16 protein-coding genes, 1 tRNA gene and 1 pseudogene are annotated in these 23,576 nt (G+C 43.8%); 6 read left to right on the top strand and 12 right to left on the bottom strand.

Translation table 11 applies throughout. The annotated features are described in order from the left end of the window. The 5 genes from CGC64_RS05805 to CGC64_RS05785 all read right to left on the bottom strand — a co-directional run bounded on the left by CGC64_RS05805 (nt 1) and on the right by CGC64_RS05785 (nt 10,417). On the bottom strand, nt 1-4,512 hold the full coding sequence (locus CGC64_RS05805; RefSeq protein WP_005679083.1) for a translocation/assembly module TamB domain-containing protein: 4,512 nt from the start codon (nt 4,510-4,512) through the stop codon (nt 1-3). A 162-nt stretch (nt 4,513-4,674) separates the two neighbouring features. Next, on the bottom strand, nt 4,675-6,966 hold the full coding sequence (locus tag CGC64_RS05800; protein ID WP_005679080.1) for an ATP-binding response regulator: 2,292 nt from the start codon (nt 6,964-6,966) through the stop codon (nt 4,675-4,677). Between the two features lie 18 nt (nt 6,967-6,984). Further along, a complete protein-coding gene (locus CGC64_RS05795; RefSeq protein ID WP_005679079.1) occupies nt 6,985-8,343 on the bottom strand; it encodes an MATE family efflux transporter in 1,359 nt (452 codons plus the stop codon). Beyond that, nucleotides 8,340-9,572: a M16 family metallopeptidase gene (locus tag CGC64_RS05790; protein ID WP_005679078.1), complete on the bottom strand. Its 1,233-nt coding sequence runs from the start codon at nt 9,570-9,572 to the stop codon at nt 8,340-8,342. Before CGC64_RS05790 ends, CGC64_RS05795 begins: the two co-directional genes overlap by 4 nt. Nucleotides 9,573-9,577: 5 nt before the next feature. Then, nucleotides 9,578-10,417 carry a peptidylprolyl isomerase gene (locus CGC64_RS05785; RefSeq protein WP_005679077.1) on the bottom strand — a complete coding sequence of 280 codons (840 nt, stop codon included), beginning with the start codon at nt 10,415-10,417 and terminating at the stop codon, nt 9,578-9,580. Between the two features lie 90 nt (nt 10,418-10,507). Here CGC64_RS05785 and CGC64_RS05780 point away from each other — a divergent pair, with 90 nt between their 5' ends. From CGC64_RS05780 to CGC64_RS05760, 5 genes are all read left to right on the top strand, one after another. Then, nucleotides 10,508-11,878 (top strand): sigma-54-dependent transcriptional regulator, encoded by a 1,371-nt coding sequence (locus CGC64_RS05780; RefSeq protein ID WP_005679076.1) that lies wholly within the window; start codon nt 10,508-10,510, stop codon nt 11,876-11,878. Nucleotides 11,879-12,050: 172 nt separating this feature from the next. Then, nucleotides 12,051-13,433: an alpha-L-fucosidase gene (locus CGC64_RS05775; protein WP_005679074.1), complete on the top strand. Its 1,383-nt coding sequence runs from the start codon at nt 12,051-12,053 to the stop codon at nt 13,431-13,433. A 44-nt stretch (nt 13,434-13,477) separates the two neighbouring features. After that, a complete protein-coding gene (locus tag CGC64_RS05770; RefSeq protein ID WP_005679073.1) occupies nt 13,478-15,034 on the top strand; it encodes a sulfatase in 1,557 nt (518 codons plus the stop codon). A 269-nt stretch (nt 15,035-15,303) separates the two neighbouring features. Continuing rightward, nucleotides 15,304-15,573 (top strand): hypothetical protein, encoded by a 270-nt coding sequence (locus tag CGC64_RS18930; protein ID WP_005679072.1) that lies wholly within the window; start codon nt 15,304-15,306, stop codon nt 15,571-15,573. 182 nt (nt 15,574-15,755) lie between these two features. After that, nucleotides 15,756-16,703, top strand: a complete 948-nt coding sequence (locus CGC64_RS05760; protein ID WP_005679071.1) for an endonuclease/exonuclease/phosphatase family protein — start codon at nt 15,756-15,758, stop codon at nt 16,701-16,703. 566 nt (nt 16,704-17,269) lie between these two features. Here the strand turns inward: CGC64_RS05760 and CGC64_RS05755 are convergent. Genes CGC64_RS05755 through CGC64_RS05745 form a run of 3 tightly spaced genes read right to left on the bottom strand, consistent with a single transcriptional unit; the run spans nt 17,270 to nt 19,304 of the window. Next, complete coding sequence (locus tag CGC64_RS05755; RefSeq protein WP_005679070.1) at nt 17,270-17,941, bottom strand: RluA family pseudouridine synthase; 672 nt, start codon at nt 17,939-17,941, stop codon at nt 17,270-17,272. 9 nt (nt 17,942-17,950) lie between these two features. Continuing rightward, nucleotides 17,951-18,697, bottom strand: coding sequence for a 3-oxoacyl-[acyl-carrier-protein] reductase (fabG, locus tag CGC64_RS05750; protein ID WP_005679069.1), 747 nt, complete (start codon nt 18,695-18,697; stop codon nt 17,951-17,953). A 16-nt stretch (nt 18,698-18,713) separates the two neighbouring features. Next, nucleotides 18,714-19,304, bottom strand: a complete 591-nt coding sequence (locus CGC64_RS05745; protein ID WP_005679068.1) for a TetR/AcrR family transcriptional regulator — start codon at nt 19,302-19,304, stop codon at nt 18,714-18,716. 236 nt (nt 19,305-19,540) lie between these two features. Here CGC64_RS05745 and CGC64_RS05740 point away from each other — a divergent pair. Next, nucleotides 19,541-19,613, top strand: a tRNA-Met gene (locus tag CGC64_RS05740). Nucleotides 19,614-19,838: 225 nt separating this feature from the next. On the opposite strand, the pseudogene CGC64_RS05735 reads toward CGC64_RS05740, so the two are convergent. From CGC64_RS05735 to rhaT, 4 genes and pseudogenes are all read right to left on the bottom strand, one after another. Further along, nucleotides 19,839-20,340, bottom strand: a pseudogene (locus tag CGC64_RS05735) (helix-turn-helix domain-containing protein). A 139-nt stretch (nt 20,341-20,479) separates the two neighbouring features. Beyond that, nucleotides 20,480-21,634, bottom strand: a complete 1,155-nt coding sequence (fucO, locus tag CGC64_RS05730; RefSeq protein ID WP_005679063.1) for a lactaldehyde reductase — start codon at nt 21,632-21,634, stop codon at nt 20,480-20,482. A 98-nt stretch (nt 21,635-21,732) separates the two neighbouring features. Then, nucleotides 21,733-22,542 (bottom strand): rhamnulose-1-phosphate aldolase, encoded by an 810-nt coding sequence (rhaD, locus tag CGC64_RS05725; RefSeq protein ID WP_005679061.1) that lies wholly within the window; start codon nt 22,540-22,542, stop codon nt 21,733-21,735. A 13-nt stretch (nt 22,543-22,555) separates the two neighbouring features. Continuing rightward, the gene (gene rhaT, locus CGC64_RS05720) at nt 22,556-23,575 is read right to left on the bottom strand and encodes an L-rhamnose/proton symporter RhaT (RefSeq protein WP_005679060.1); all 1,020 of its coding nucleotides are present in this window, start codon (nt 23,573-23,575) and stop codon (nt 22,556-22,558) included. Nucleotide 23,576 lies beyond the last annotated feature (1 nt).

The following is a 23,576-nucleotide window of genomic DNA, read 5'->3' as shown; positions in this document are numbered from 1 at the left end:
TTACTTCTTTTTCTTAAAGATGAACAGTTCACTAAGTTTGTCCAGCTTCTTGCGAAGCACAATACCGACTCCGGTTTCCGTAATCTCACCTTCGAGCACACTCTCGTAGTTCTTGTCATAGAACAGGCGGATATACCGGGTTCCGGTTCTATCCAAACGATATTCCAGAGAAATATTGTCGATGAAGGATTCGGCGTCATTCGTCGCATTCTCACCTTGAGAAACCTTGCCACCGATTACAATCTGGAAACGATTGTTAAACAAGCGTTGTGAATAACGGAAACTGTAATCCGTACGTTTACTTCCCGTCTCTGAATCGTCGTGGTCTTCGACACCGACAGAGAGACTCGCATTCTTCAAGTTACCCATCAAGGAGTTTATCTGACTACTCAATACAGAAGTCAGAGCAGATCCCATATTCAGCTTGCCGAGTCCGCCGCCACCCCCACCAATCGGTCCGGTGCCGAGATAAGTTTTCATCACCATGATATACAATGCCTGTTTACCTCGTTCTTCCGCCCCCATAGCGGTCAACTCGTTTTGTACGGTCGCATCTTCGGGAGCCGCAACATCGAATGCAAACGAAAGATTATCCAAGCGGTTCTTGACTACAACGGAAACATCGAAATTAACCATACGACTTCCACCATTCTCTCCTTCGGAAACTGACGCACGGATACGGTCAGTCGCCTTAAAGTTCAACATCGGGTCCATCGGATTTCCCGTCCATTCCACGTAACTACCGTTATCAATGGCAAATTCCTTTGCTGCAATCACCGGCAAAGCATATTTCATCAAGCCGCCACTCAACGTATAACGTCCGGTCAGAGTCAGGTCGCCTTGCGGAGTGTATTTCATGGAAAGGTCACCCCCGCCTTCCAGTTCGATACGGTTATCATTACTTGCATCCAGGTCAACTTTCACTCGGACGGACGGATCGATATGTACCATCATTACCATGTCCAATCCGCCTAAAGAGACAGTCGGCACTTCCTGCCGGACAACAGTTGTAGTATCGCTAAATGAAGTAAATGTTACCAAACTTCCCAAACGGTCCTGCACTGTCAATGGTGAATCGGTCAAGACATACGAAACATCGGTGTTCCCCAGCAGACTCACGTTCCCACGCATATTCAGCCCGTCCAAAGGCCCTTTCACCGTCGCCCGGAAATCAGCAAATACTTTGCCGTAAACCAGACTTTCACGGGTACGCTTAGCATCCAGTAACGTATAATTTTGTGCCAGCATATTCAGGTTCGCCATTGGACGGCTCATATCACGGAAATCAACATAGCCATCAATAGTAAACGGATTCTTCGATGTTGTGTAAATAGCAAATTTATCAAATTCCAACCGATTGTTCTTTATTTGCACAGGACGATTGTCAAACATGAAACGCGCACCATATTGACGGGAAAGGACAGCAACACTATCCAATACAAGTTCGCCGTTTATCAAAGGTTGTTCAGTACTGCCCGTTATATTCAGATTACCATCCATATCACCGGACAAAGTGACCATCTGGTCAGGAATAAACACATTCGCCACCCGCAGCGGAAAATGCTCCAATGTTGTATTCACTTCCAAACTATCTTTGCCTGTGCGGGTAGGAACCAGTTTCCCATCTGCCACCAGCACTTCTGCCTGTTCGTGATTCAGATAAGCATTCAGATATTGTTTTCCCTGTTCGCCCGGCAACCACGTAGCCCCTAATGCAACGTCACCGATACGCTGACGTTCATAAGTCAGTTCATCAACAGACGCCTCAGCCGAGAGTTGCAAATCCTTTTCTGTCTGTATGTAATGAGCTTCCAACGAGAACAATCCGGTTATTTCGGGGAAGTAAGGCAACACACTCGTTATCTCTTGCAGACGGATTCTACGTATTTCAACATCTATATTCTGCAGAGACACCGTATCGCCCGGTACGGAATGTACCCTGAATCCCATTCCTTCTTCATCCCACATATCCACGTTCGCGTATACACGCATATTTTTATGCAGGTAAATCCAGTTATGATTCTCGTTGAAATGAAATCTTTGGAAGGCAACAATCGGATTCTCCGGAATCAGTGTGAAAGCGATTCCGTTCCCCTTACCATGTCCTTCGAACAGAGGGCGGGCATTTACCCCCAGCAATACGCCTGTTTCTCCTTTGCCGTTTTTGTAGTCTACCAGCAATTCCGCATCGCGGTCGCGAATCTCTCCGGTCAAAGTAGTAGCAAAAGAGAATTGCGGATTCTTCGGTCCGTTTATTACACCGGCACGTAGTTTCATTAAAGTAGTATCCTGTTTGACAGTGAAGAAGATTGTATCCAGTTGCAATGTGTCCATCTTCAATGCATGCACCGCAGCTTTTCCATTGATTCCCCAATCGGGAGCCGTACCGAACTTCATGGAAACATCATGGTAGGATATGTTTTTAGTAGCCAGAAAATAAGCTAACGGATTCTCTTTTCCTGCGGAGAAAGATAAAATAGCTGTCGGCAACGCTTCACGCAGTTCGGCGTGGTTCAAGGCTTTTTCATCAATCTGCTTCATCAGGACATCCATGAAGTGTGTAGACTGACTTATCAAAGAATTAACACCGGAACGTGCACTCAAGTTGAGTTTCATATCACCAGATGTTAGATGTGTGAACACCCTGTTTTGACGAGCTTCGGCAGAAAGATTAAAGGCGAGCGGGCGCTTCATCGGTTGAGGCATCAACCCCAGTTCGTGTAAGTCGAGCTGAGTGACGTCAACCGTCACTTTTCCATCTGGATAACGATGTGCCAGATTGTATTCTGCATCTGTTGTCATCTTCAACAGCGCATTGTCACTTGTCAGATTAGCCGTCACCAATGCACCTTTCAAAGCTCCAGTCAAATGAACATTGGAAAGCTGGTAACGTGCATAATGTAGTTGATCTAATGAAAGATTCAGTTTGGCTAAAGCACGATAAGACATGACGTCCAGCCCACGGCCTTTGGCATCTGCCGAAAGAGAAAGTTCGTAGATAGAGTCTTTCGGAAGGAAATTATGGAGTTGTAGATTGTCAATCTTCAAGTCGGCTGCATAAGCCTCGGTTGAGGTATTAAGTTCTGCATTCACCCCCATAGAGCCTTGCCCCTGTTTCAAGTGAAGATTAGCCTTATATTCAGGTCCTTTCAGCTCGACACGGGCCTTCAGATTCATGCTATCTGGGATTACGATAGTACCGTTGGGGGCTTCTCCCGTTAAAGCAGTCAGGAAGTTTAGATTCTGAGTAATCATATCCAGACCGATAGTCCCCGAACGCGTCAGGCTGTCAGCCAAGTTTTCAAGAATACCGCCTCCTTTCATGGAAAAAGCTCCCGGGAGATCGACTGTGAAACGAGAAATCTGCATTTGTTTCAGATTTCCGTCCGTACCGGCACGAACCACAAGCGGACGGAAGGGATACGCCTCTTTGAAACTATCCGGCAAACCGCCGGCAAATAACATAACATCCTCTTTACCGATATAAGCATTGAGACCGGCGGACAAACGTCCTGTAGTGGGAATATTGACAAGTTCCCAATATGTCTGGGCGGATAAATCTATTTCGGAATGAGGGGTTTGCAGTTTTATGCCGGGAATACGAATAATCGAGTCGTTAGAAAATGCCCTACCCGTCAATGAAGTGATACTCAATCCGGAACGTTCATTCATCGAAAACTCACGGATTACAGCATTCATATCCCGACCTTTATATAATAAGGAATCCAAACCGATACGGATATCACGAACGGCAATATGAGACGCATCGAAACCTTCTCCGGGTTTGGCTGCTCCGGTATCATAATTGGCAGAGCTTCCGGATAACAGGAATTGTTTCAGTTCATAAAACTGATTCTTCAGATCAGCTTGTGCATCATTGATAAATGCTTCTTCGATATGAGCAGCCATTCGCATCGAGTCAGCAGGAAGTTGCATACTGAACGACACATTCTTCAACTTCAGTTTATGAAGATCCACTTTCCAGTTTACAGGAGCAGAAGCTGTTGTATCTTTAGGCGTAGTCGTAGTATCGTTCATCAACATTTGTACGTGAGTGTCCGATAATTCCGTCTGGTTGATAACGGCCAGCTCATTAGAAAGATCAACTCCATGACTTTGTAAAAAGAAACGTCCCAGTACCCCCTTTATCTTCATGCCTTCTATTAGATTAGCCGAATTGAACGCTACCTGACTTAATGTTACTTCATCTACCTCTACCTTTCCCTTGACGAGCGGCCATGCCTGTACACGCACGTTCAGACTTTCCAAAGACAACAGCGTATCCGGTTGCTGGATCACTTCCACGCCACGAACCAACAGATTGAGCGGAAAACGAAGGTCGATTCGTTCCACCTGAATCTGCATACCGGTTGCTTTGGAAGCGTATGCTGTCACCTCCCGACGCAAAAGATTCTGAACGGGAGGTATATAAAGTAATATCATTAGTATTACAAAAAGCAATACAGGAGTGAGCAATATCCAACTCACCCTTCTTATCCATTTTCGTTTCATGTAAAATGTGCCAGTGTATTAAAAGGTGACACAAAGTAAACAATTAATTCTGAAAAAAGGTTGACGTTAGGAGCAAAATGTTCAATCACAAAAGAAATACAAGCATTATGGTTTTCTTTCTTCACCTTCTTTACCGGAGCTCTTGTCACTACTTCAAGCTACTTATACCTTACGAGCTTCTTCCAGAACCTTCTGAATCTCCAGAAGTACACAAGCCGTTTTTTCACCTATCTCCTCTGAAAAACATTGCCCACGTTGTGTTTCCAGCCAGTTCAATAAAGGCACAGCTTCCATTGCCCCGATTAAAGTGAAAAGCGGAAGTAGTTTGTGAGCCATAGCCGCTATTCCGTCCACCTCCTTGCCTGCCAATGCTTGTTGCATCCGATCGGCATTCTTTCCGGTTTCTTCGATAAAGGTCTGAATAATGGAATGTGCGGCATCAGCATCGTCTTCAGAAAAGGCTGTTAATGCAGAAAAGTTCAAGGAACTTACAGTCTGCATATCCTCAGTAATGTGTGCTTCGTCAGCGGCAAGCTGTCCTTCGTTGACTGTGAGCAATAGTTCTTTCACCGTAAAAGGTTTGTGCAGGCAACCGGCAAAACCGTGTTCTTGTAAAGCATCTATATCCATTTCACTGCGGGCAGTTACGGCAATCACAGGAATTGTCTTTGCCTGCGGAATATTGGAAGCGCGCAAGAGTTTTACCAAATCAAAGCCATTAATAGCAGGCATTTGTATATCAGTCAGCAATACATCGAAAACAGAGGTACGGAGCTGTTCTATCAACTCCTCCAGTTGCTCACAACAAACGGCGTCAATTCCATGTTGCTTTAACATGGCTGCCGTCAAGCTTAATTGAATTTTATCATCATCAATCAACAGTACACGTATCACTTTCATCGGTGGAAGCGTGACAGGGTCTTCTGCCGAAATTGTTTTTTCTTCCAATGCCCTTTCGGACACAGATTTTCCCACCGGATAAAGAGGGAGAATGACTGTGAAGCAACTTCCCTCCCCCAGCTTACTCTGCACATCAATCGTACCTTCAAGCAAAACAACCAACTTCTTCACAATAGACAATCCCAAGCCGAAGCCTTCTTCTCCTTGTGCACCGGATAAACGGGTAAATTCCTGAAAAATCCGTTCGCGGTCTTCCGTAGCCATACCTTTTCCGGTATCCGAAATCGCTATCGTCAGCTTGGAAGAATCATATTTAGCCGTTAATGCAATCTCGCCTTTCGGAGTAAACTTCACTGCGTTAGACAAAAGATTATTCACTATCTGCCGGAGCCGTAAAGGGTCGCTGATGTATCTCCCATTTAATTCCTGAGCGACATGGCATTGCAAGGTTAATCCTTTGGCGGCTGTCAATGGTTCGAAGCTAACATGGATTTCTTCGAATAACTGCGAAGGATTGAAGGTGACGCGGTTCACTTCCGCTTTATTAAGGTCGAGCCGATGAAAGTCGAGCAAGTCGCTGACCAATTTCAAAAGATGTTCCGAAGAACTTTTCATATTGTCAAGATAGAAGCGCTGCCGTTCGTCCTCCGTCAGTCGGGAAAGTAATTCGGTATATCCCATAATAGAGCCTAACGGTGCTTTAAAGTCGTGAGTAATGGCGAGCATCAGCTTTTCACGGGCAATAAGCAGGTCTTCCGCCCGTTTATTAGCTTCTTCCAATTGCCGGCGGTAACGATTGCTGCGGGATATGTCACGCACTATCAAAATCAGGAAAAAGACAGAGAGCAGCACTGCTCCGATAGCTATTCCACCAATGGTGCGTGCTGAACGCATTCTTACCTCCTGTTGCATTTCTGCATCCTGGCGGGCACGCAAGGTCATTTCCTCCTCGTATTGTTTTATCAGGCTATCCATTCTTGCTGTCAACTGCGAATTCATACGCTGATATTTTGTACTAGTCCGCCGGATTGTTTTTCGCCGCTGCAACCGTTTTTCCTCTGTAGCCATACGAATCTTTTGCTGAAGGGAATCTTTAGAAGTGGTCGGTTCCAGAATAGTATCCGTAGCAACCTCCATGGAGGTATTAACAAGCACGGCACTGTCTTGTTTAGTTGGGACAAACACTTCTGCCAATCTCTTAAAGAAACCTTTCTTCTTAGGCGTAGTCAGTAAAGAATCCCGTTTAGTGATAACTCGGTGTTGTACCCGTTGCTGAGTAATGACAGAATCTTGTTCGGAAATTATTTCTTCAATCTCCGAAGCGGAAAGTAAGCTGTCATTCGCTTCGCTCAATACCCGGAGCATCTGTATCGTATTCCGGTCTTTCTCGTGCAGCAGGGTCAACAGGCTGTCTGTCCGCAGATTCTCCTGGTCATCGGCAGCCGACAATGTCTCCATTTCGCGATGTACAAATACCAGAGAAAAAAGAAGAATTGCAAGTAATAACGTATAACCGATTGTTACTTTCAACTTTGTGGAACGATAGGAAGCCATACGGTAAAGTTTTAAGTATCAAGTATTCACTTGGGGAGTGGGGAGTTTCGTCATGTAATGAAAACGCCACCAAAGCATTAATCCTGCACTTGTCAGACCGAAAGGGAACGCCATCCAGACACCTACCACCCCCCAGCCCATTACGAAGCCGCAGAAATAACCTACGGGAAGTGAGATGATAAAGTAAGCGATAAAGGCGATGAGCATCATCAGTTTTACATCCGAAATGCCACGCAAGGCATTAGCAAAAGTAATCTGTAACCCGTCCCCGAACTGATAAACGAGGAAAGGAAAAATGAGAGAAGTTACCATAGCCGCCACCTCAGGACTGTCGGTAAACCAACCTCCTAAATAGTTACGGCAAAGAAAGACAATAAAAGAAAGCACTACGCCCAATGTCATCATCAGATGAAAACCGGCATAGGCCGAACGACGAACGTTCAAAATATCGTTCTGACCTTTGAAGTTGCTGACACGAACAGCTACGGCAGCTCCCATGCCATAATACATCATAAACGTAAACTGTGAAATAGCCAACATAACCTGATGCGAAGCCAGTGCAATGGTCCCCAACCAACCTATCATTATGGCACTCAGACTAAAAGAAGCTGTTTCCATTCCCATTTGAAAAGCAACCGGCCAACCAAGTCCGTTCAACCGACCGAATATAGCCCGTGACCACCCCAAACGGAAGAAGCCAACTTTGTAACGGATAAAACGAGAACTACGCAAGAAGATAATGATAAACACGAGCACCATCATAATACGCGAAAACAATGTGCTGATACCGGCTCCCAACAATCCCAACTCGGGCAAACCTAACTTTCCGTAAATCAAAAGATAATTTCCTATGATATTCAATACATTTCCTCCCAAGAGTATCCACATGGCCGTCTTGGTATCCGTGATTCCATCCGTAAACTGCTTGAATCCATTGAAAAGCATAACAAACACCAATGAAGCCAGCAGCACCAAATAATAAGGCTTAATCAAAGGAATCAGTTCTTCCGGCTGGCCAAGATTCTCTATATTCAGATAAAGAACAGTCATACAAAGCGTCAATAATAACGCGACCATCAGATTCGCTAACAAACTATTACGCAATGCCTGTCCGGCAGGTGCAAACTGATGTGTTCCATATAGACCTCCCACAACAGGAGTTAGCCCGTATGAAAAACCGGTACTGAAAATGATAGCCAAATTGAACACGTTATTTACAAAAGAAGCTGCTCCCAATTCTACCGTACTATGATGTCCAATCATCAGGGTATCGGCAAACCCGAGCACGATCACTCCTATTTGTCCGATAACGATAGGTAAACCAAGAAAAAATAATGCTTTATAATGCTCTCTGTATGTTCTATATATATTTCTCATTTACTTTTATAATAGAGTACAACTCCGTTCTCTTTCCGAAAAGCCGATTGAGCGACTTCCCGCAACTGCATAGCAGTGACAGAGCGATAACGTTCTACTTCTTTCTCCAAATCTTCCGCTTTACCGAGCAATTCGAACCAGGCAAGATTGGTAGCCACATTCAAATAATTTATATTACCGAATATCTGGGTAGACTCAAACTTATTTTTCACCTTCTCCAATTCCTGTCCGTCAACCAATTCTTGTTGCAGGCGATCGAGTTCGTCGCGCACTGCCGCTTCCGCCAGTTCGAGGCTAACTCCCGCCGAAGGTTTTCCGGCAATGTGAAACAAGCCTGCATCCACACTACCTGAGATGTAAGCATCAATGCTCGAGAATAGCTGTTTTTCCTGTACCAGATGTTGGTTCAATCGACTGGAACGCCCGTTACTCAATACATCCGACAGTATATCGAACACATAATAATCCGGGTGACGATGATCGCACATGTGATAAGCCATGAACAGAGAATCAAGAGGTACATTTCTCTCTACCGTCAGCCTGCGTTCTTCCGTCTGTTCCGGCTCCTGTGGCAGATTCCGTACAGGAACTTCCCGACGGGGAACAGATCCGAACCATTTCTCCGTCAATTCCACTGCTTCCTCAAAAGAGATATTCCCGGTCACCGCCAGTATCGCATTGTTAGGAGCATAAAAACGGAAAAAGAATGCTTTCACCTCTTCTAATGTTGCATTAGCGACATGCGACAGGTCTTTTCCGATAGTCGGCCATTGATAAGGATGTTTCTGATAAGCCAACGGGCGCAAAAGATGCCCCACATCTCCATAAGGCTGGTTCAGACAGCGTTGCTTGAATTCTTCCATTACTACCCCTCGCTGTACTTCCAGACTCCGTTCGCTGAAATCAAGGCTCAACATACGGTCGGACTCCAACCAGAAGCCGGTTTCCACATTCTGCCGGGGCACAGTGAGGTAGTAATTGGTGATATCATTGTTCGTCCAGGCATTATTCTCTCCACCCGCTAGCTGAAGCGGCATATCATAATCGGGGATATTTACCGATCCACCGAACATCAAGTGTTCAAACAGATGTGCGAAGCCGGTATGTTCGGGATGTTCGTCACGAGCTCCCACATTATATAATATATTTAGAGCCACCATCTGTGTACTTTCGTCCCGCGAATGTACCAGCCGCAACCCGTTGTCAAGAATGTGCCTATTGATTTTCATATCATTTAGTCAAGTATAGTCGCTTTTATTATCTTCACATCTTCTTCGGGACGGTCGCTACGGTCCGTCTTCACCTTCTGGATTTTATCTACGACGTCCATACCCTCCACTACTTCGCCGAATACTGTATATTCGCCATCCAGATGTGGAGTACCACCCACAGTAGTATATGCTTCTATCTGCTCCGGCGTAAAATGGAATTCCGGTTCTTTTGCCGACAATTCCTGTGCTTCCGCAAACAATTTCTCCTGCAAGTCATAAAGCCCGTTTTCGTCATTCGCCTTACGCATCTTATAGATTTCTTTCATGTGTTTCTGCGCCAATTTATTGAAAATGACATTGATCTTATTTTCATTCATCTGGCTTTCCATACCCAACAGTGTAGAATCATTGTAAACCTTACCCGTTACGATATAGAACTGACAACCGGAAGATTCTTTTTTCGGATTCACATTGTCTCCCTGACGGGCTGCAGACAACGCTCCTTTCTTATGGAAATACTTCGGATATACAAATTCTGCCGGTACGGTGTAGCCGACATCACCGGCACCCAACATCTTCCCTTTCGGCGCATTCTTTGAATCCGGGTCACCAGCTTGAATCATAAAATCTTTGATGACACGATGAAATAATGTTCCTTCATATACTCCGTCTTTCACCAGTTTGATAAAATTATCACGATGCTTGGGTGTCTCATTATACAACTTCACTTTGATGTCTCCGGCTGTTGTTTCAATCTTTACCAATGTCTCTTTATCCATGTCTCCTCCTTTTTTTGTTCCGGTTTTGCAGGCAGTAAGTCCGCAAAACGATATAGTTAATAATATCAATGTAATCTTTTTCATAACGCTTTTATTTAATTTAAGTTTGCAAATATACCACTTTCGCCTAAATCATCTTACCTTTGTGACTTAAAAGAATCAAAACCTGACACAATGAAAGCCATATTAATAGTCGAAGATGATATAACTTTTGGAATGATGCTCAAAACCTGGTTAGGCAAAAAAGGATTTGAAGTATCATCAGTGAGTAATATAGCACGTGCCCGAAAGCATATCGAAAGCCAGACTGTTGACTTGGTATTATCCGATTTACGATTACCCGATTACGAAGGCATTGATTTGCTGAAATGGATGAATGACCGGGGACTGGATATTCCCCTGATTATCATGACCGGTTATGCGGATATTCAATCAGCGGTATTGGCCATGAAACTTGGTGCACGGGATTATATCGCAAAACCTGTCAACCCGGAAGAATTATTAAAGAAAATATCAGAAGCTCTACAAACAGAGAGAACGCCAACAGCTCATTCCGCAGCCAAGATGTCTTCGAAAAAAGTCTCTCCCGCCTCATCCAAAGAGACAACAGAAACTCGTCGTGCCTATCTGGAAGGAGAAAGTGATGCTGCCAAGCAACTCTACAATTATGTAGGCCTGGTAGCTCCTACTAATATGTCCGTACTCATCAACGGTTCTAGCGGAACAGGTAAAGAATATGTGGCACACCGTATTCATCAACTTAGCAAACGTAGCGACAAACCGTTCATTGCCGTAGACTGCGGTTCGATACCTAAGGAATTGGCAGCCTCCGAATTCTTTGGTCATGTAAAAGGCTCGTTTACGGGAGCATTGACGGATAAAACGGGAGCTTTCGTTGCAGCCAACGGTGGCACTATCTTTCTGGATGAAATCGGAAATCTCAGCTACGAGGTGCAGATACAACTACTCCGCGCCCTGCAAGAGAGAAAAATACGTCCGGTCGGTTCTACACAAGAAATATCCGTGGATATCCGCCTGGTATCGGCCACCAACGAAAATCTGGAACAAGGAATCGAAAAGGGAACATTTCGCGAAGACCTTTATCATCGCATCAATGAATTTACCCTGCGAATGCCTGACTTGAAAGAACGGAAAGAAGATATCCTGCTATTCGCCAACTTCTTCCTTGATCAGGCAAACAAGGAATTGGACAAGCATCTGATTGGTTTCGACGCAAAAGCGTCACAAGCTTTATTGAGTTATCATTGGCCGGGAAACCTGCGTCAAATGAAGAATATCGTGAAAAGGGCAACCTTACTGGCGCAAGGCAGTTTTATTACATTGCTCGAATTAGGTACTGACTTACTGGATACTACTACAACTTGTACCACAAGCATGTCATTACGCAATGAGGAGACGGAAAAAGAACATATATTGGAAGCATTACGCCAAACCGGGAATAATAAAAGTAAGGCAGCACAACTGTTGAATATTGACCGGAAGACGTTATATAATAAACTGAAGCTATACAACATTGATTTATAGCATTCAAGTCAGCCTCAGACAACACACAAAACAACGATTGAATGAAACACATACGTAAATTGAAAGAAATGACATATTGCAAAAGCACACATTTGTGTACTTTTGCAATATAAAAGCCTTACGAATATTATCGCGCCATTGCATAAACATTAACACCATACAAATCAATATTATGAAGAAGTTTAATTTTATATGCCTTTCTATCCTCTATTCAATTTGTAGTTTTGCGCAACAGCAGAGTATTCCTGTCCCCAAGCCTCATCAACTGAAATGGCATGAAGCCGAAATGGGAGCAGTCTTTCATTACGACTTGCATGTATTCGATGGTATCCGCTACGGACAAGGCAATAACCGCATCACCCCCATTGAAGATTATAACATTTTTAATCCAACCGAACTCAATACTGATCAATGGGTACAAGCAGCCAAAGCTGCCGGATGCAAATTTGCCGTACTCACAGCCACCCACGAAACCGGATTCGGACTTTGGCAAAGTGATGTCAATCCGTATTGCCTGAAAGCTGTCAAGTGGAAAGACGGCAAAGGAGATATAGTTCGCGATTTTGTAAATTCCTGCCATAAATACGGCCTTCAACCGGGCATTTATATAGGTATCCGTTGGAATTCTCTGTTGGGTATCCATAACTTCAAAGCTGAAGGCGAAGGAGAATTTGCCCGTAACCGCCAGGCGTGGTATAAACGCTTGTGCGAGAACATGGTAACAGAGCTATGTACACGTTATGGTGATCTCTATATGATATGGTTTGACGGCGGAGCTGATAATCCACGCCGTGACGGTCCTAACGTAGAACCTATTGTGAATAAATATCAGCCCGACTGTCTTTTTTATCACAACGTTGACCGCGCAGACTTTCGTTGGGGTGGTTCGGAAACAGGTACAGTAGAGTACCCTTGTTGGTCTACCTTCCCCTACCCATACAGCCACAGTAATGCTACCGAACCCGCACGTAACCACAACATACTATTAAAACACGGCGATAAAGACGGCAAATATTGGGTACCGGCTATGGCAGATACTCCATTACGTGGAGCAAACGGGCGTCACGAATGGTTTTGGGAACCGGATGATGAAAATAACATCTACCCATTGGATGCACTAATGGACAAATACGAGAAATCAGTAGGAAGAAATGCAACTCTCATCCTCGGATTAACGCCTGATCCGACCGGATTGATTCCCATAGGAGATACGCAACGACTGAAAGAAATGGGAGATGAAATAAACCGTCGTTTTTCTTCCCCCATAGCGAAAACTTTAGGGAAAAAAAAGAGCCTGACTTTGAATCTCGGGAAGAAGCAAACTGTAAATTACTGCATTATTCAGGAAAATATAAAAAACGGAGAACGTATCCGTCAATATAAGATAGAAGCAAAAGTTAATGGGAAATGGCAGCCTGTCTGTTCCGGAGAATCCGTAGGGCATAAACGTATTGAGAAGTTTGATCCGATAGAAGCAAGCGCATTAAGACTAACCATTCCCGAGTCTGTTGCATTGCCTGACATTATCAATTTTAGCACATACTATATCAAATAAAAAGTACAAGAAGAAATCTGCAAATAACACCTAATAACTACCCCATGAATAAAAAGAAACTATTCCCACTCGCACTTGTACCACTCGCAGCCACCAGCCTGCAAGCACAAAGCAACATTCAGACAGGGCGTACAGACAAACGCCCGAATATCATCCTCTTTATGGTAGATGATATGGGTTGGCAGGATACTTCCCTTCCTTTCTGGACACAAAAAACGCATTACAACGAACTATACGAAACGCCGAACATGGAACGACTGGCCCGTCAGGGAATGATGTTCACTCAAGCGTATGCCAGTAGCATCAGTTCTCCCACCCGATGCAGCCTCATCACCGGAACGAATGCGGCACGCCACAGGGTAACCAACTGGACGCTACAAAAAAACACCATGACAGACCGTAAAAACAAACAGCTTGCCGTCCCTGATTGGAATTATAACGGAGTAAGTCAGGTACCCGGTACTAACAACACCTTTGTAGGAACTTCTTTTGTACAAATCCTAAAAGACAACGGCTATCATACTATCCATTGCGGAAAAGCCCATTTCGGTTCCATCGACACTCCGGGAGAAGACCCGCACCATTGGGGATTTGAGGTAAACATCGCCGGACACGCTGCCGGAGGACTTGCCAGTTACCTCGGGGAAGAGAATTACGGACATACCAAAGACGGAAAACCAGTTTCACTAATGGCTGTCCCCGGACTTGAAAAATACTGGGGTACGGAAACATTTGTTACCGAAGCATTAACGCAGGAAGCTATCAAGGCACTAAACAAAGCCAAAAAATACAATCAGCCTTTTTATCTGTATATGGCTCAATATGCTATCCATGTTCCTCTGAATAAAGATATGCGCTTCTACGATAAATACAAGAAGAAAGGTATGACCGACCATGAAGCTGCTTATGCTACCCTTATCGAAGGAATGGATAAAAGCCTCGGCGACCTCATGAACTGGCTGGAGAAAAATGATGAAGCAGACAATACAATTATTATTTTTATGAGTGATAACGGAGGACTTGCAGCCGAATCCTACTGGCGTGACGGAAAGTTACATACACAGAATCATCCTTTGAATAGCGGCAAAGGTTCTACCTACGAAGGAGGTATTCGTGAACCGATGATTGTCAGTTGGCCGGGAGTGGTGAAGCCGGGTAGCAAATGTGACAATTACTTATTGATAGAAGACTTCTACCCTAGCATTCTCGAAATGGCAGGAATCAAGAAGTATAAAACAGTCCAGCCGATAGACGGGATCAGTTTTATTCCCCTATTGAAGCAAACGGGAAATCCTTCTAAAGGACGCAGTCTTTTCTGGAATATGCCCAATAACTGGGGGAATGACGGTCCCGGAATCAATTTTAACTGTGCAGTTCGCAATGGCGACTGGAAGTTGATTTATTATTACGGAACCGGTAAGAAAGAGTTATTCAATATCCCTAATGATATAGGTGAAAGCAACGACTTAAGTGCACAGCATCCTGACATCGTGAAAAGGCTTTCTAAAGAATTGGGAAACTATCTGCGAAAAGTAGATGCACAGCGACCAACTTTCAAGGCTACCGGACAACCTTGTCCCTGGCCGGATGAAAAGAAATAGTCGTTGAAAAGAAAAAGAACTGTGGCGGGGAGTGTGGAATAATTCCACACTCCCCGCCACAGTTTCCACACACCCCACACACAATTCCCCACTAGTTCAGCTTGTCTTATTATTCGCAACCATTTATTTTTCAACCACTTATCACACACTTTGCATTTCTGGCACACGCTTTGAACTTTAATTAGACGTTAATGCAAAAGCAACAACCGATTCCTTAACACAAAAGAGAATTGAAAACATATGTCTAATAATCATTAAAGCAAACGATTATGAAAAAATTAGTATTAGTAGTAGCAATGTTTATGTTTGTTTGTGGTGGTTCATTCCTTGTAAAGGCTCAGAACTCTGAAAAAGCTGCGACAGCCCAGTCAGAAGTTAATGCCGCACTTATCGTTAATGATACAGTAGTCAAAGACACTGTAACTAAAAAAGACGAACCTGTGAAAACAGAACTGAGTGCACCAACCGCTTTTGTCAATGATACAGTAGTCAAAGACACTGCATCCAAAGACAAACCGGCTGAGCCTGTCAAGGAATAACCTTACCAAAAACTCTCAGAACAAAGTCTGCTGAATAATAGTAAGCACACTACAAAAAAGTCACCCCTACTTCGTCTATTCCGGGGGTGACTTTTTTTTTGTACCTACATACTTACTTGTTTGGATAAAATATTGTACTTTTGGAAGTCAATAAATTATCCACCCAAACTAACTGAATAAACATGAAGCTAAGAAGCCTTTTACTCATTGCCCTCGTTGCGGTCGTATTTTGTGGTTGCCACAGTTATCAACCGACCTCTATCACCGTTGCCTCCTATAACCTCAGAAACGCCAACGGCTCCGATTCTGCCAAAGGAAACGGTTGGGGACAACGTTATCCGGTCATTGCCAAAATGGTGCAATACCACGATTTCGATATTTTCGGAACACAGGAGTGTTTCATTCACCAGCTGAAGGACATGAAAGAAGCATTACCCGGTTATGACTATATAGGTGTAGGCCGCGATGATGGCAAAGAGAAGGGGGAACACTCCGCTATCTTCTACCGCACCGACAAATTTGATGTGATAGAGAAAGGCGATTTCTGGTTGTCGGAGACTCCGGACGTGCCGAGTAAAGGCTGGGATGCAGTCCTGCCCCGCATTTGCAGTTGGGGACACTTCAAATGCAAAGATACGGGCTTTGAATTTCTATTCTTCAACCTGCACATGGACCATATCGGCAAGAAGGCCCGCGTGGAAAGTGCTTATCTCGTGCAAGACAAGATGAAGGAACTCGGTAAGGGTAAAGAGCTTCCGGCTATCCTGACCGGCGACTTCAACGTTGACCAGACTCATCAGTCTTATGACGCTTTTGTCAGCAAAGGTGTGCTTTGCGACTCTTATGAAAAGTGTGACTTCCGCTATGCAACCAACGGAACATTCAATGATTTCGATCCGGACAGTTTCACGGAAAGCCGCATCGACCATGTATTCGTCTCTCCTGTTTTCAAAGTAAAAAGATATGGTGTGCTGACAGACACGTATCGCAGTATCAGAGGAAACGGAGGCAAGAAGGACGCAACGGACTGTCCGGAAGAAATCGACATCAAAGCTTATCAAGCCCGCACGCCCTCGGACCATTTCCCTGTAAAAGTAGAACTGGTGTTCGAGGGAGAAGAACAAAAATAACTCGAAAAGCTTTACCTGTACTAGGTCTACCCGACAAAACACACTGTTGGGAGAGTTAATTCTGAGACTTATCAATGAAGGAAAGGTTGACTTATTGAACAGCATCCAATCGTTTCCACTCCCGCTCTTACCCATGAAATAACTGTTTCATACGGCAAAACCAATAGTTTCATGCATTGGAACCTTTGGTTTCGCCGTACAGAAACCATAGTTTCACCGGTGGGAAACTTTAGTTTCATCATGGAGAAACTTTAGTTTCAGACGCTTGAAACTTTTGTTCCCAAGGCTTGAAACTTCCAGTTTCATACAGCGAAACTACTCTTTTCTCTATGAACAGTGAAAGCAACAGTTACCGTCACACTATTGTCACGCCTTGCTATCACAGCAGAACTCACATATTATCAACTATTTATATCTTACCATGTGACAGATGACAGTATTTTTTTTAATTCATTTGTAGAGAGATAAATCCGATGTTGGTATCAGACACCGAACGCTCCGCCCCGACTATACAGCCTCCACCGAGAGGATACATTTCCAACGCAAAAAAAAAGGATTTGTACTGATTAAAACAGTTCAAATCCTTTCCATAAATTTCCCTCGGGAAGGGGAGCTTTCAGTTCTATCAGCTCCTTCGAGACAGGGTGTACGAACCGTACCCTCCTGGCGTGCAGACAAATACTTCCATCCGGATTGGAACGCGGAGAACCGTATTTCAAATCTCCTTTGATAGGACATCCCATTTTTGCCAGTTGGCAACGAATCTGATGATGCCGTCCGGTTTTTAAGTCAACTTCGAGTAAATAATAGTTCTCCGAACGACCGATCAAACGGTAGTCCAAAACCGCTTTCTTACTATTCGGCACTTCCTTGTCGTATGCATAGCTCTTGTTCTGCTTTTCATTGCGCACAAGAAAATGCACCAATTCGCCTTCTGATTCTTTCGGAGCATTCTTCACAACTGCCCAATAAGTCTTTTTCACCTCACCGGCGCGGAACATCTCATTGAGCCGCGTAAGCGCCTTACTCGTTTTGGCAAAAATAACAAGACCGCTTACGGGGCGGTCCAGCCGGTGTGTCACACCGAGGAAAACATTGCCGGGTTTCTGATATTTCTCTTTCAGGTACTGCTTCACAGTCTCCGAAAGAGGCGTATCACCCGTCTTGTCTGCCTGGACAATCTCGGAAGCGGTCTTGTTGACTACAATGATATGGTTGTCTTCGTATACAACAGTCATTCTGTTCGATTACATGTTCATACCACCATCTACCTGAATCACCTGTCCTGATACGTAAGAAGACATATCGGAAGCCAGGAAGGTAGCGATGTTTGCCACATCTTCAGGAGTACCACCACGACGCAAAGGAATTTTCTTTGCCCATTCTGCTCTTACTTCGTCAGAAAGAGCGGCAGTCATGTCTGTCAGGATGAATCCCGGAGCGATAGCATTGGCACGGATGCCACGAGAACCGAGTTCTTGTGCGATAGACTTGGCCAATGCAATCATACCTGCCTTGGAAGCAGCATAGTTAGCCTGTCCTGCATTACCGTGAACACCTACGACAGATGCCATGTTGATAATGCTACCGGCTTTCTGACGCATCATGACAGGTGTACAAGCGTGGATGAAGTTAAATGCAGATTTCAGGTTCACGTTGATTACCATATCCCACTGCTGTTCGCTCATACGCATCATCAAACCGTCGCGAGTGATACCGGCATTGTTTACCAATATATCGATACGTCCGAAGTCTTTGTGGATTTCTTCTACGACCTTTGCAGTATCTTCAAAGTTAGCTGCGTTAGAAGCATAACCTTTGGCTTTTACACCCATTGCTTCAAGTTCTTTTGTTGTATTTTCTGCATTTTCGTCAATGACAAGGTCAGTAAATGCGATGTTTGCACCTTCGGCAGCAAACTTCAGAGCGATAGCCTTACCAATACCGCGGGCAGCACCGGTTACAATGGCTGTTTTTCCGTCTAATAATCCCATACTAAAAGTTATTTAATTAAATTTCTGTTCTATGCAGTGCGCCAAACACAATGTTGGCTACGTACTTATTTCTCGTATCTTCATCCAGATGTGCACCTATATGACCACGGATGTAAGGAACTTCAATCCCTTTCACACAATAATGAATCAAGTCAGCCGTCATCTCCACATCGTCAATGTGAAAAACTCCCTTTGCCTGTCCTTCCAAAAGAACGGCCTTAAAGAGTTGTACCTCCTTCGCATCAAATTTCTTACGGACTTTCTCCACCCGCCAGATATCACGGAAGAAATAAGCACGTAAGGTTCCGTTTCGATAGACTACTTCTTTTACTGCATCCAACCGGGTATATATCATCTCCAACAGTTTTTCGTCCGGCGAGATATTCTTCTCAGCTACCCGCTTCATCATATCCGACAGGATATCTAATTCCGATTCTACAACAGCCAGATAGATTTCATCCTTACTTTTAAAATAGGTATAAAGCGTTCGTCTACCTTTTTTAGAAGCAAGAGCGATATCATTCATCGTAGTGTTCTCTACCCCCATCTTTGCGAAAAGCTGACGGGCAACATCTACTAACTTGGCTTTTGTTTTGGATACGGTCATAGGTTACAAATTGCACATTGCTGAATATTTTGAGCAAAAGTAACTCTTTTCTTTAGACCATACAAGAAAACAGACAGAATATTAACATTTGTATATTAATAGGTACTAAAAAAACTATCATCATTATCCTGCTCATTTTCAGCAAAATAAGAAATAAATGATGATTTATTCGAAAAATATTCAGCAATTTATTTGTTTGTCTCAAAAAAAGCCGTACCTTTGCACCCGTTAAACATCGCGGAGTGGAGCAGTTGGTAGCTCGTTGGGCTCATAACCCAAAGGTCATTCGTTCGAGTCGGATCTCCGCAACTAGAAAAAGAAGAATCGTAGAAATGCGATTCTTCTTTTTTATGTAGACTCTTTCAATAGTAGTTCAATTCACAAGTTCCTTTCAGTTACCAACAAGAATACCAACAAAGTTATTAACAGGTTAATTATCTAAAAATAAAATAATTGCTCCTAAACGAGGACTGTTTATAAACAAGGCAAGATTCACTTATTCACAACTATATATTTCGTTGATATACTATAAATTCACTCTTCTCTCCCAAACGAACGATACTCCAACGAAGTAAGCCCTGTACGCTTCTTGAAAAAAGAAAAGAAGTATTCGGTAGACTGGAAACCAAGAAAAAAAAGAATCTCCTTGACGGATTGGGAAGTACCGACCAGTAGTTGTTTGGCTTTACGAAGTTTCAGTTCTTGAAAGTATTTGGCGGGAGCATATCCTGTATATTCTTTGAAAACACGGTGGAACCATGAATAGCTAATATTCAACCTCATCGCCAACTCCTCCGGATCCACATTGCCGGCTACATTTTCATTCATTATAATCTTGGCCTGTTCAATCTTCTGATCGACATCACTCATTTCAAAAATCTTGTTTTTTGGAGACAGAATGTTCTTTCAACGGATAAGGAGAGTCGGGAGGAATAGACTGATAACCGAGCGTATTAACCCACAAACCGAATTTCCGGTCCATGTCATTTACAATCAAGTATTTAAATTCCACTCCTAAGCCATTGTCCTCAGCCATATCAATGTGTTCTCATACAATTTGGGTTAGACAAAAATAAGAATTATCTTCAGAAATCGTATGCTAAGAAACAAAAAACACCCGGAGTGTCTTTTTGGATACATCCGGATGTTTCTCACAAACAAATATTATTTAAACATTAAAATGCTTTGCGATATAATACTTCAATGTCTTCAACTGATGTAGGACGAGGGTTACCACCCGTACAAACATCATTAAAGGCAGCTACCGCCAATGCAGGGATATCTTCTTCTTTCACATTGATCTCATGCAATTTTTGCGGGATACCGATACTGAGAGAAAGAGATTTTACCGCTTCAATAGCCGCTTTTACACCTTCCGCCTCACTCATACCGGCAGTTTCGACTCCCATAGCTTTCGCTATATTGATATATTTCGGAGCAGCCGGAGATTCGGCATTATATTCCATTACATAAGGCAACAATAAAGCATTTGCCACCCCATGAGGAGTATCATAGAAAGCACCCAACGGGTGAGCCATTGAGTGAACGATTCCCAAACCTACATTTGAGAATCCCATACCAGCAATATATTGTGCTTGAGACATCGCTTCGCGGGCAACTACATCTTTGCCATTATCCACAGCCGCTTTCAGATTCTGCGCAATCATTTCAATGGCTTTCAGTTCAAACATATCGCTCATCGCCCAAGCTCCCGGAGTGATGTAACTTTCGATAGCATGCGTCAAAGCATCCATACCCGTAGCAGCAGTCAGCCCTTTCGGCATAGAATACATCAATTCCGGGTCCACAATAGCCACTGCCGGAATGTCATTCGGGTCTACGCAAACCATTTTCTTACGGGCATCTTCGTCGATAATCACGTAATTGATAGTCACTTCGGCAGCAGTTCCTGCGGTAGTAGGCAATGCGAAGGTCGGCACAGCCTTATGTTTGGTATCGGCCACCCCTTCCAAAGATTTCACATCTGCGAAATCCGGATTGTTCACTACAATACCAATACCTTTTGCCGTATCAATAGAAGAACCACCACCCAATGCCACGATAAAATCAGCACCGGAAGCTTTATATGCAGCCACACCATTCTGTACATTGGCAATAGTAGGATTGGCTTTTACATCACTGTAAAGTTCATAAGGAATCTTATTGTCGTCGAATACTTTGATGATTTCGGCAGCTACACCGAACTTGACAAGGTCTTTATCTGTAACAAAAAAGGCTTTCTTAAAGCCACGTCTAGCTGCTTCCACAGCAATTACACTCCGGCAACCTGCGCCGAAATAAGAAGTCTCATTTAAAATAATGCGATTCATGGTTGTGTTATTTTGTTTAAAGGGTTAACCGCAACATCTCCTATTGTAGGAAATATTGCGGTCGCTAAAGTAGATAAATTCAATGATTAATACAAATATTATTTAGGAAGATTGAAGGCAACAGTCATTTCCTTCATCTGTTCCCGGCTCATGCCATCCGGTTCGAAGCCCATATTCTTGGCTGCAATATAAATTAATGCGGATTTATTTAATACGTCAATTTGGTCGAAAGCCTGCATCGCATCGCAGTCAACAGCAAATACTCCATGCTTTTCCCACATCACCACATCATAGTCCTGCAATTCCTTAATCGTAGCTTCTGCCAGTTCTACCGAACTAGGCAACTTATAAGGAATGATTCCCAAACCTCTCGGGCAGAATGCCTTTGTCTCCGGAATCATACTCCACAACAAATTGGTAGCCACATCCTTTTGAAGGAATTTTTCACAATGCGTCATTGCAATCAATTCGATAGGGTGAGTATGTACGGAAGCCTTATAAGGAGAATTCTTACTCAACAAGTCATTATGCACGCTCAAATGAGAAGGCAGCTCTGATGTCGGGACAACCGCCTCATCAGCTATAATAACATAACTGGCACAATCATCCAAAATCCGGATTACCGAACCATTCTCCATCGGCCAGCGAGCTAAATCACGCATACGTTTGTTGGTTCCTTTACAGTAAAAATAACAGCCTTTGAGATAAGGCAGTGTGACACCGATTGACCTGACTTCACTAATCGGCTGCATCCGACGAATTTCATCGTCTACAAATTCTGTGATATTAATGGTGATATTACCGCCATTACGTTCAGCCCATCCTTTCTGCCACAAGTATCCGGCAACTTCTGCTACCTTGTCTACTTCCTTGGCAAGTGCCGAGCGATTTTCTAAAATTGATTTCATATATATCTATTATTTAAAACAAATTCGGGAATACCAGCGAGAAAATCAACACCAGCAGTCCACAAACCAGCACAGTGATTGTTTTCACAGATACTCCCTTCCATTCTTTCAGGATAATCCCCCAGACATTACTGAAGGTCACATTCAATGCCATTAGGATACACCAGGAAAAAGCCAGTAATACGGGGCTTTCGGCAAGAAAGCTCTTTCCCATTTCCAGTCCGAAGAACTGCATATACCACAGCACACCGGCCAACGCACAGAATACTAAATTGTTACTCCACACTTTCCCTTTAGCATAGTCATTCATGGATTTATTAGTCACATTCTGTTGCAAACAATAAATTGCATTTGTCAGGAACCCTCCGAATGTAACCAGAAAGATAACAGGAAGACCTGCATAAAGTCCTTCAACTCCTCCCGCTAATGCAGCCTCCTTGATAGGTGTCCCGGCATCCAGTCCCAAAGCGAAACAGGCACTCATCACACCTGCCAGCAACGCTACCAACAATCCCTTCGTCAAAGCAAAGTCTTTCACAGCAGCGCGCTTTTCTTCTTCACTCATATTCTGCGCACGCAAACTACCAGCATAGCCAATAATCGCAATACCGGCTAACGTAATACAAACACCTAGCAGAAGAACCAGTCCGTTACCTTCGAACAAATTTGTTCCCGCAAAAAGAGCCGGAAGGAGCGTTCCGAAACCGGCACAAGTCCCCAACGAGATGCTCTGTCCCAATGCAACACCCAGATAACGCATGGAAAGCCCGAAAGTCAATCCTCCTACTCCCCACAATATGCCATACAAGATGCTCATTCCGGCACCTCCAGCTCCCCACAGTTCAAACAAACTGCCTCCTTCGGACACCCCCAGCAATGATCCCAGGAACGGAAACACTAACCAGGCAAATACACCTTGTATCAACCAAAAGCTTTCCCAACTCCACTCTTTTACCTTTTTAATAGGTACATAAGAACTAGACTGGCAAAAGCTACCAATGGCTATAATCAGCAAGCCGATCAGAATATCCATA

This window comes from Bacteroides caccae (assembly GCF_002222615.2).
GTDB lineage: Bacteria > Bacteroidota > Bacteroidia > Bacteroidales > Bacteroidaceae > Bacteroides > Bacteroides caccae.
This window is presented reverse-complemented; position numbering and strand designations above follow the sequence as displayed.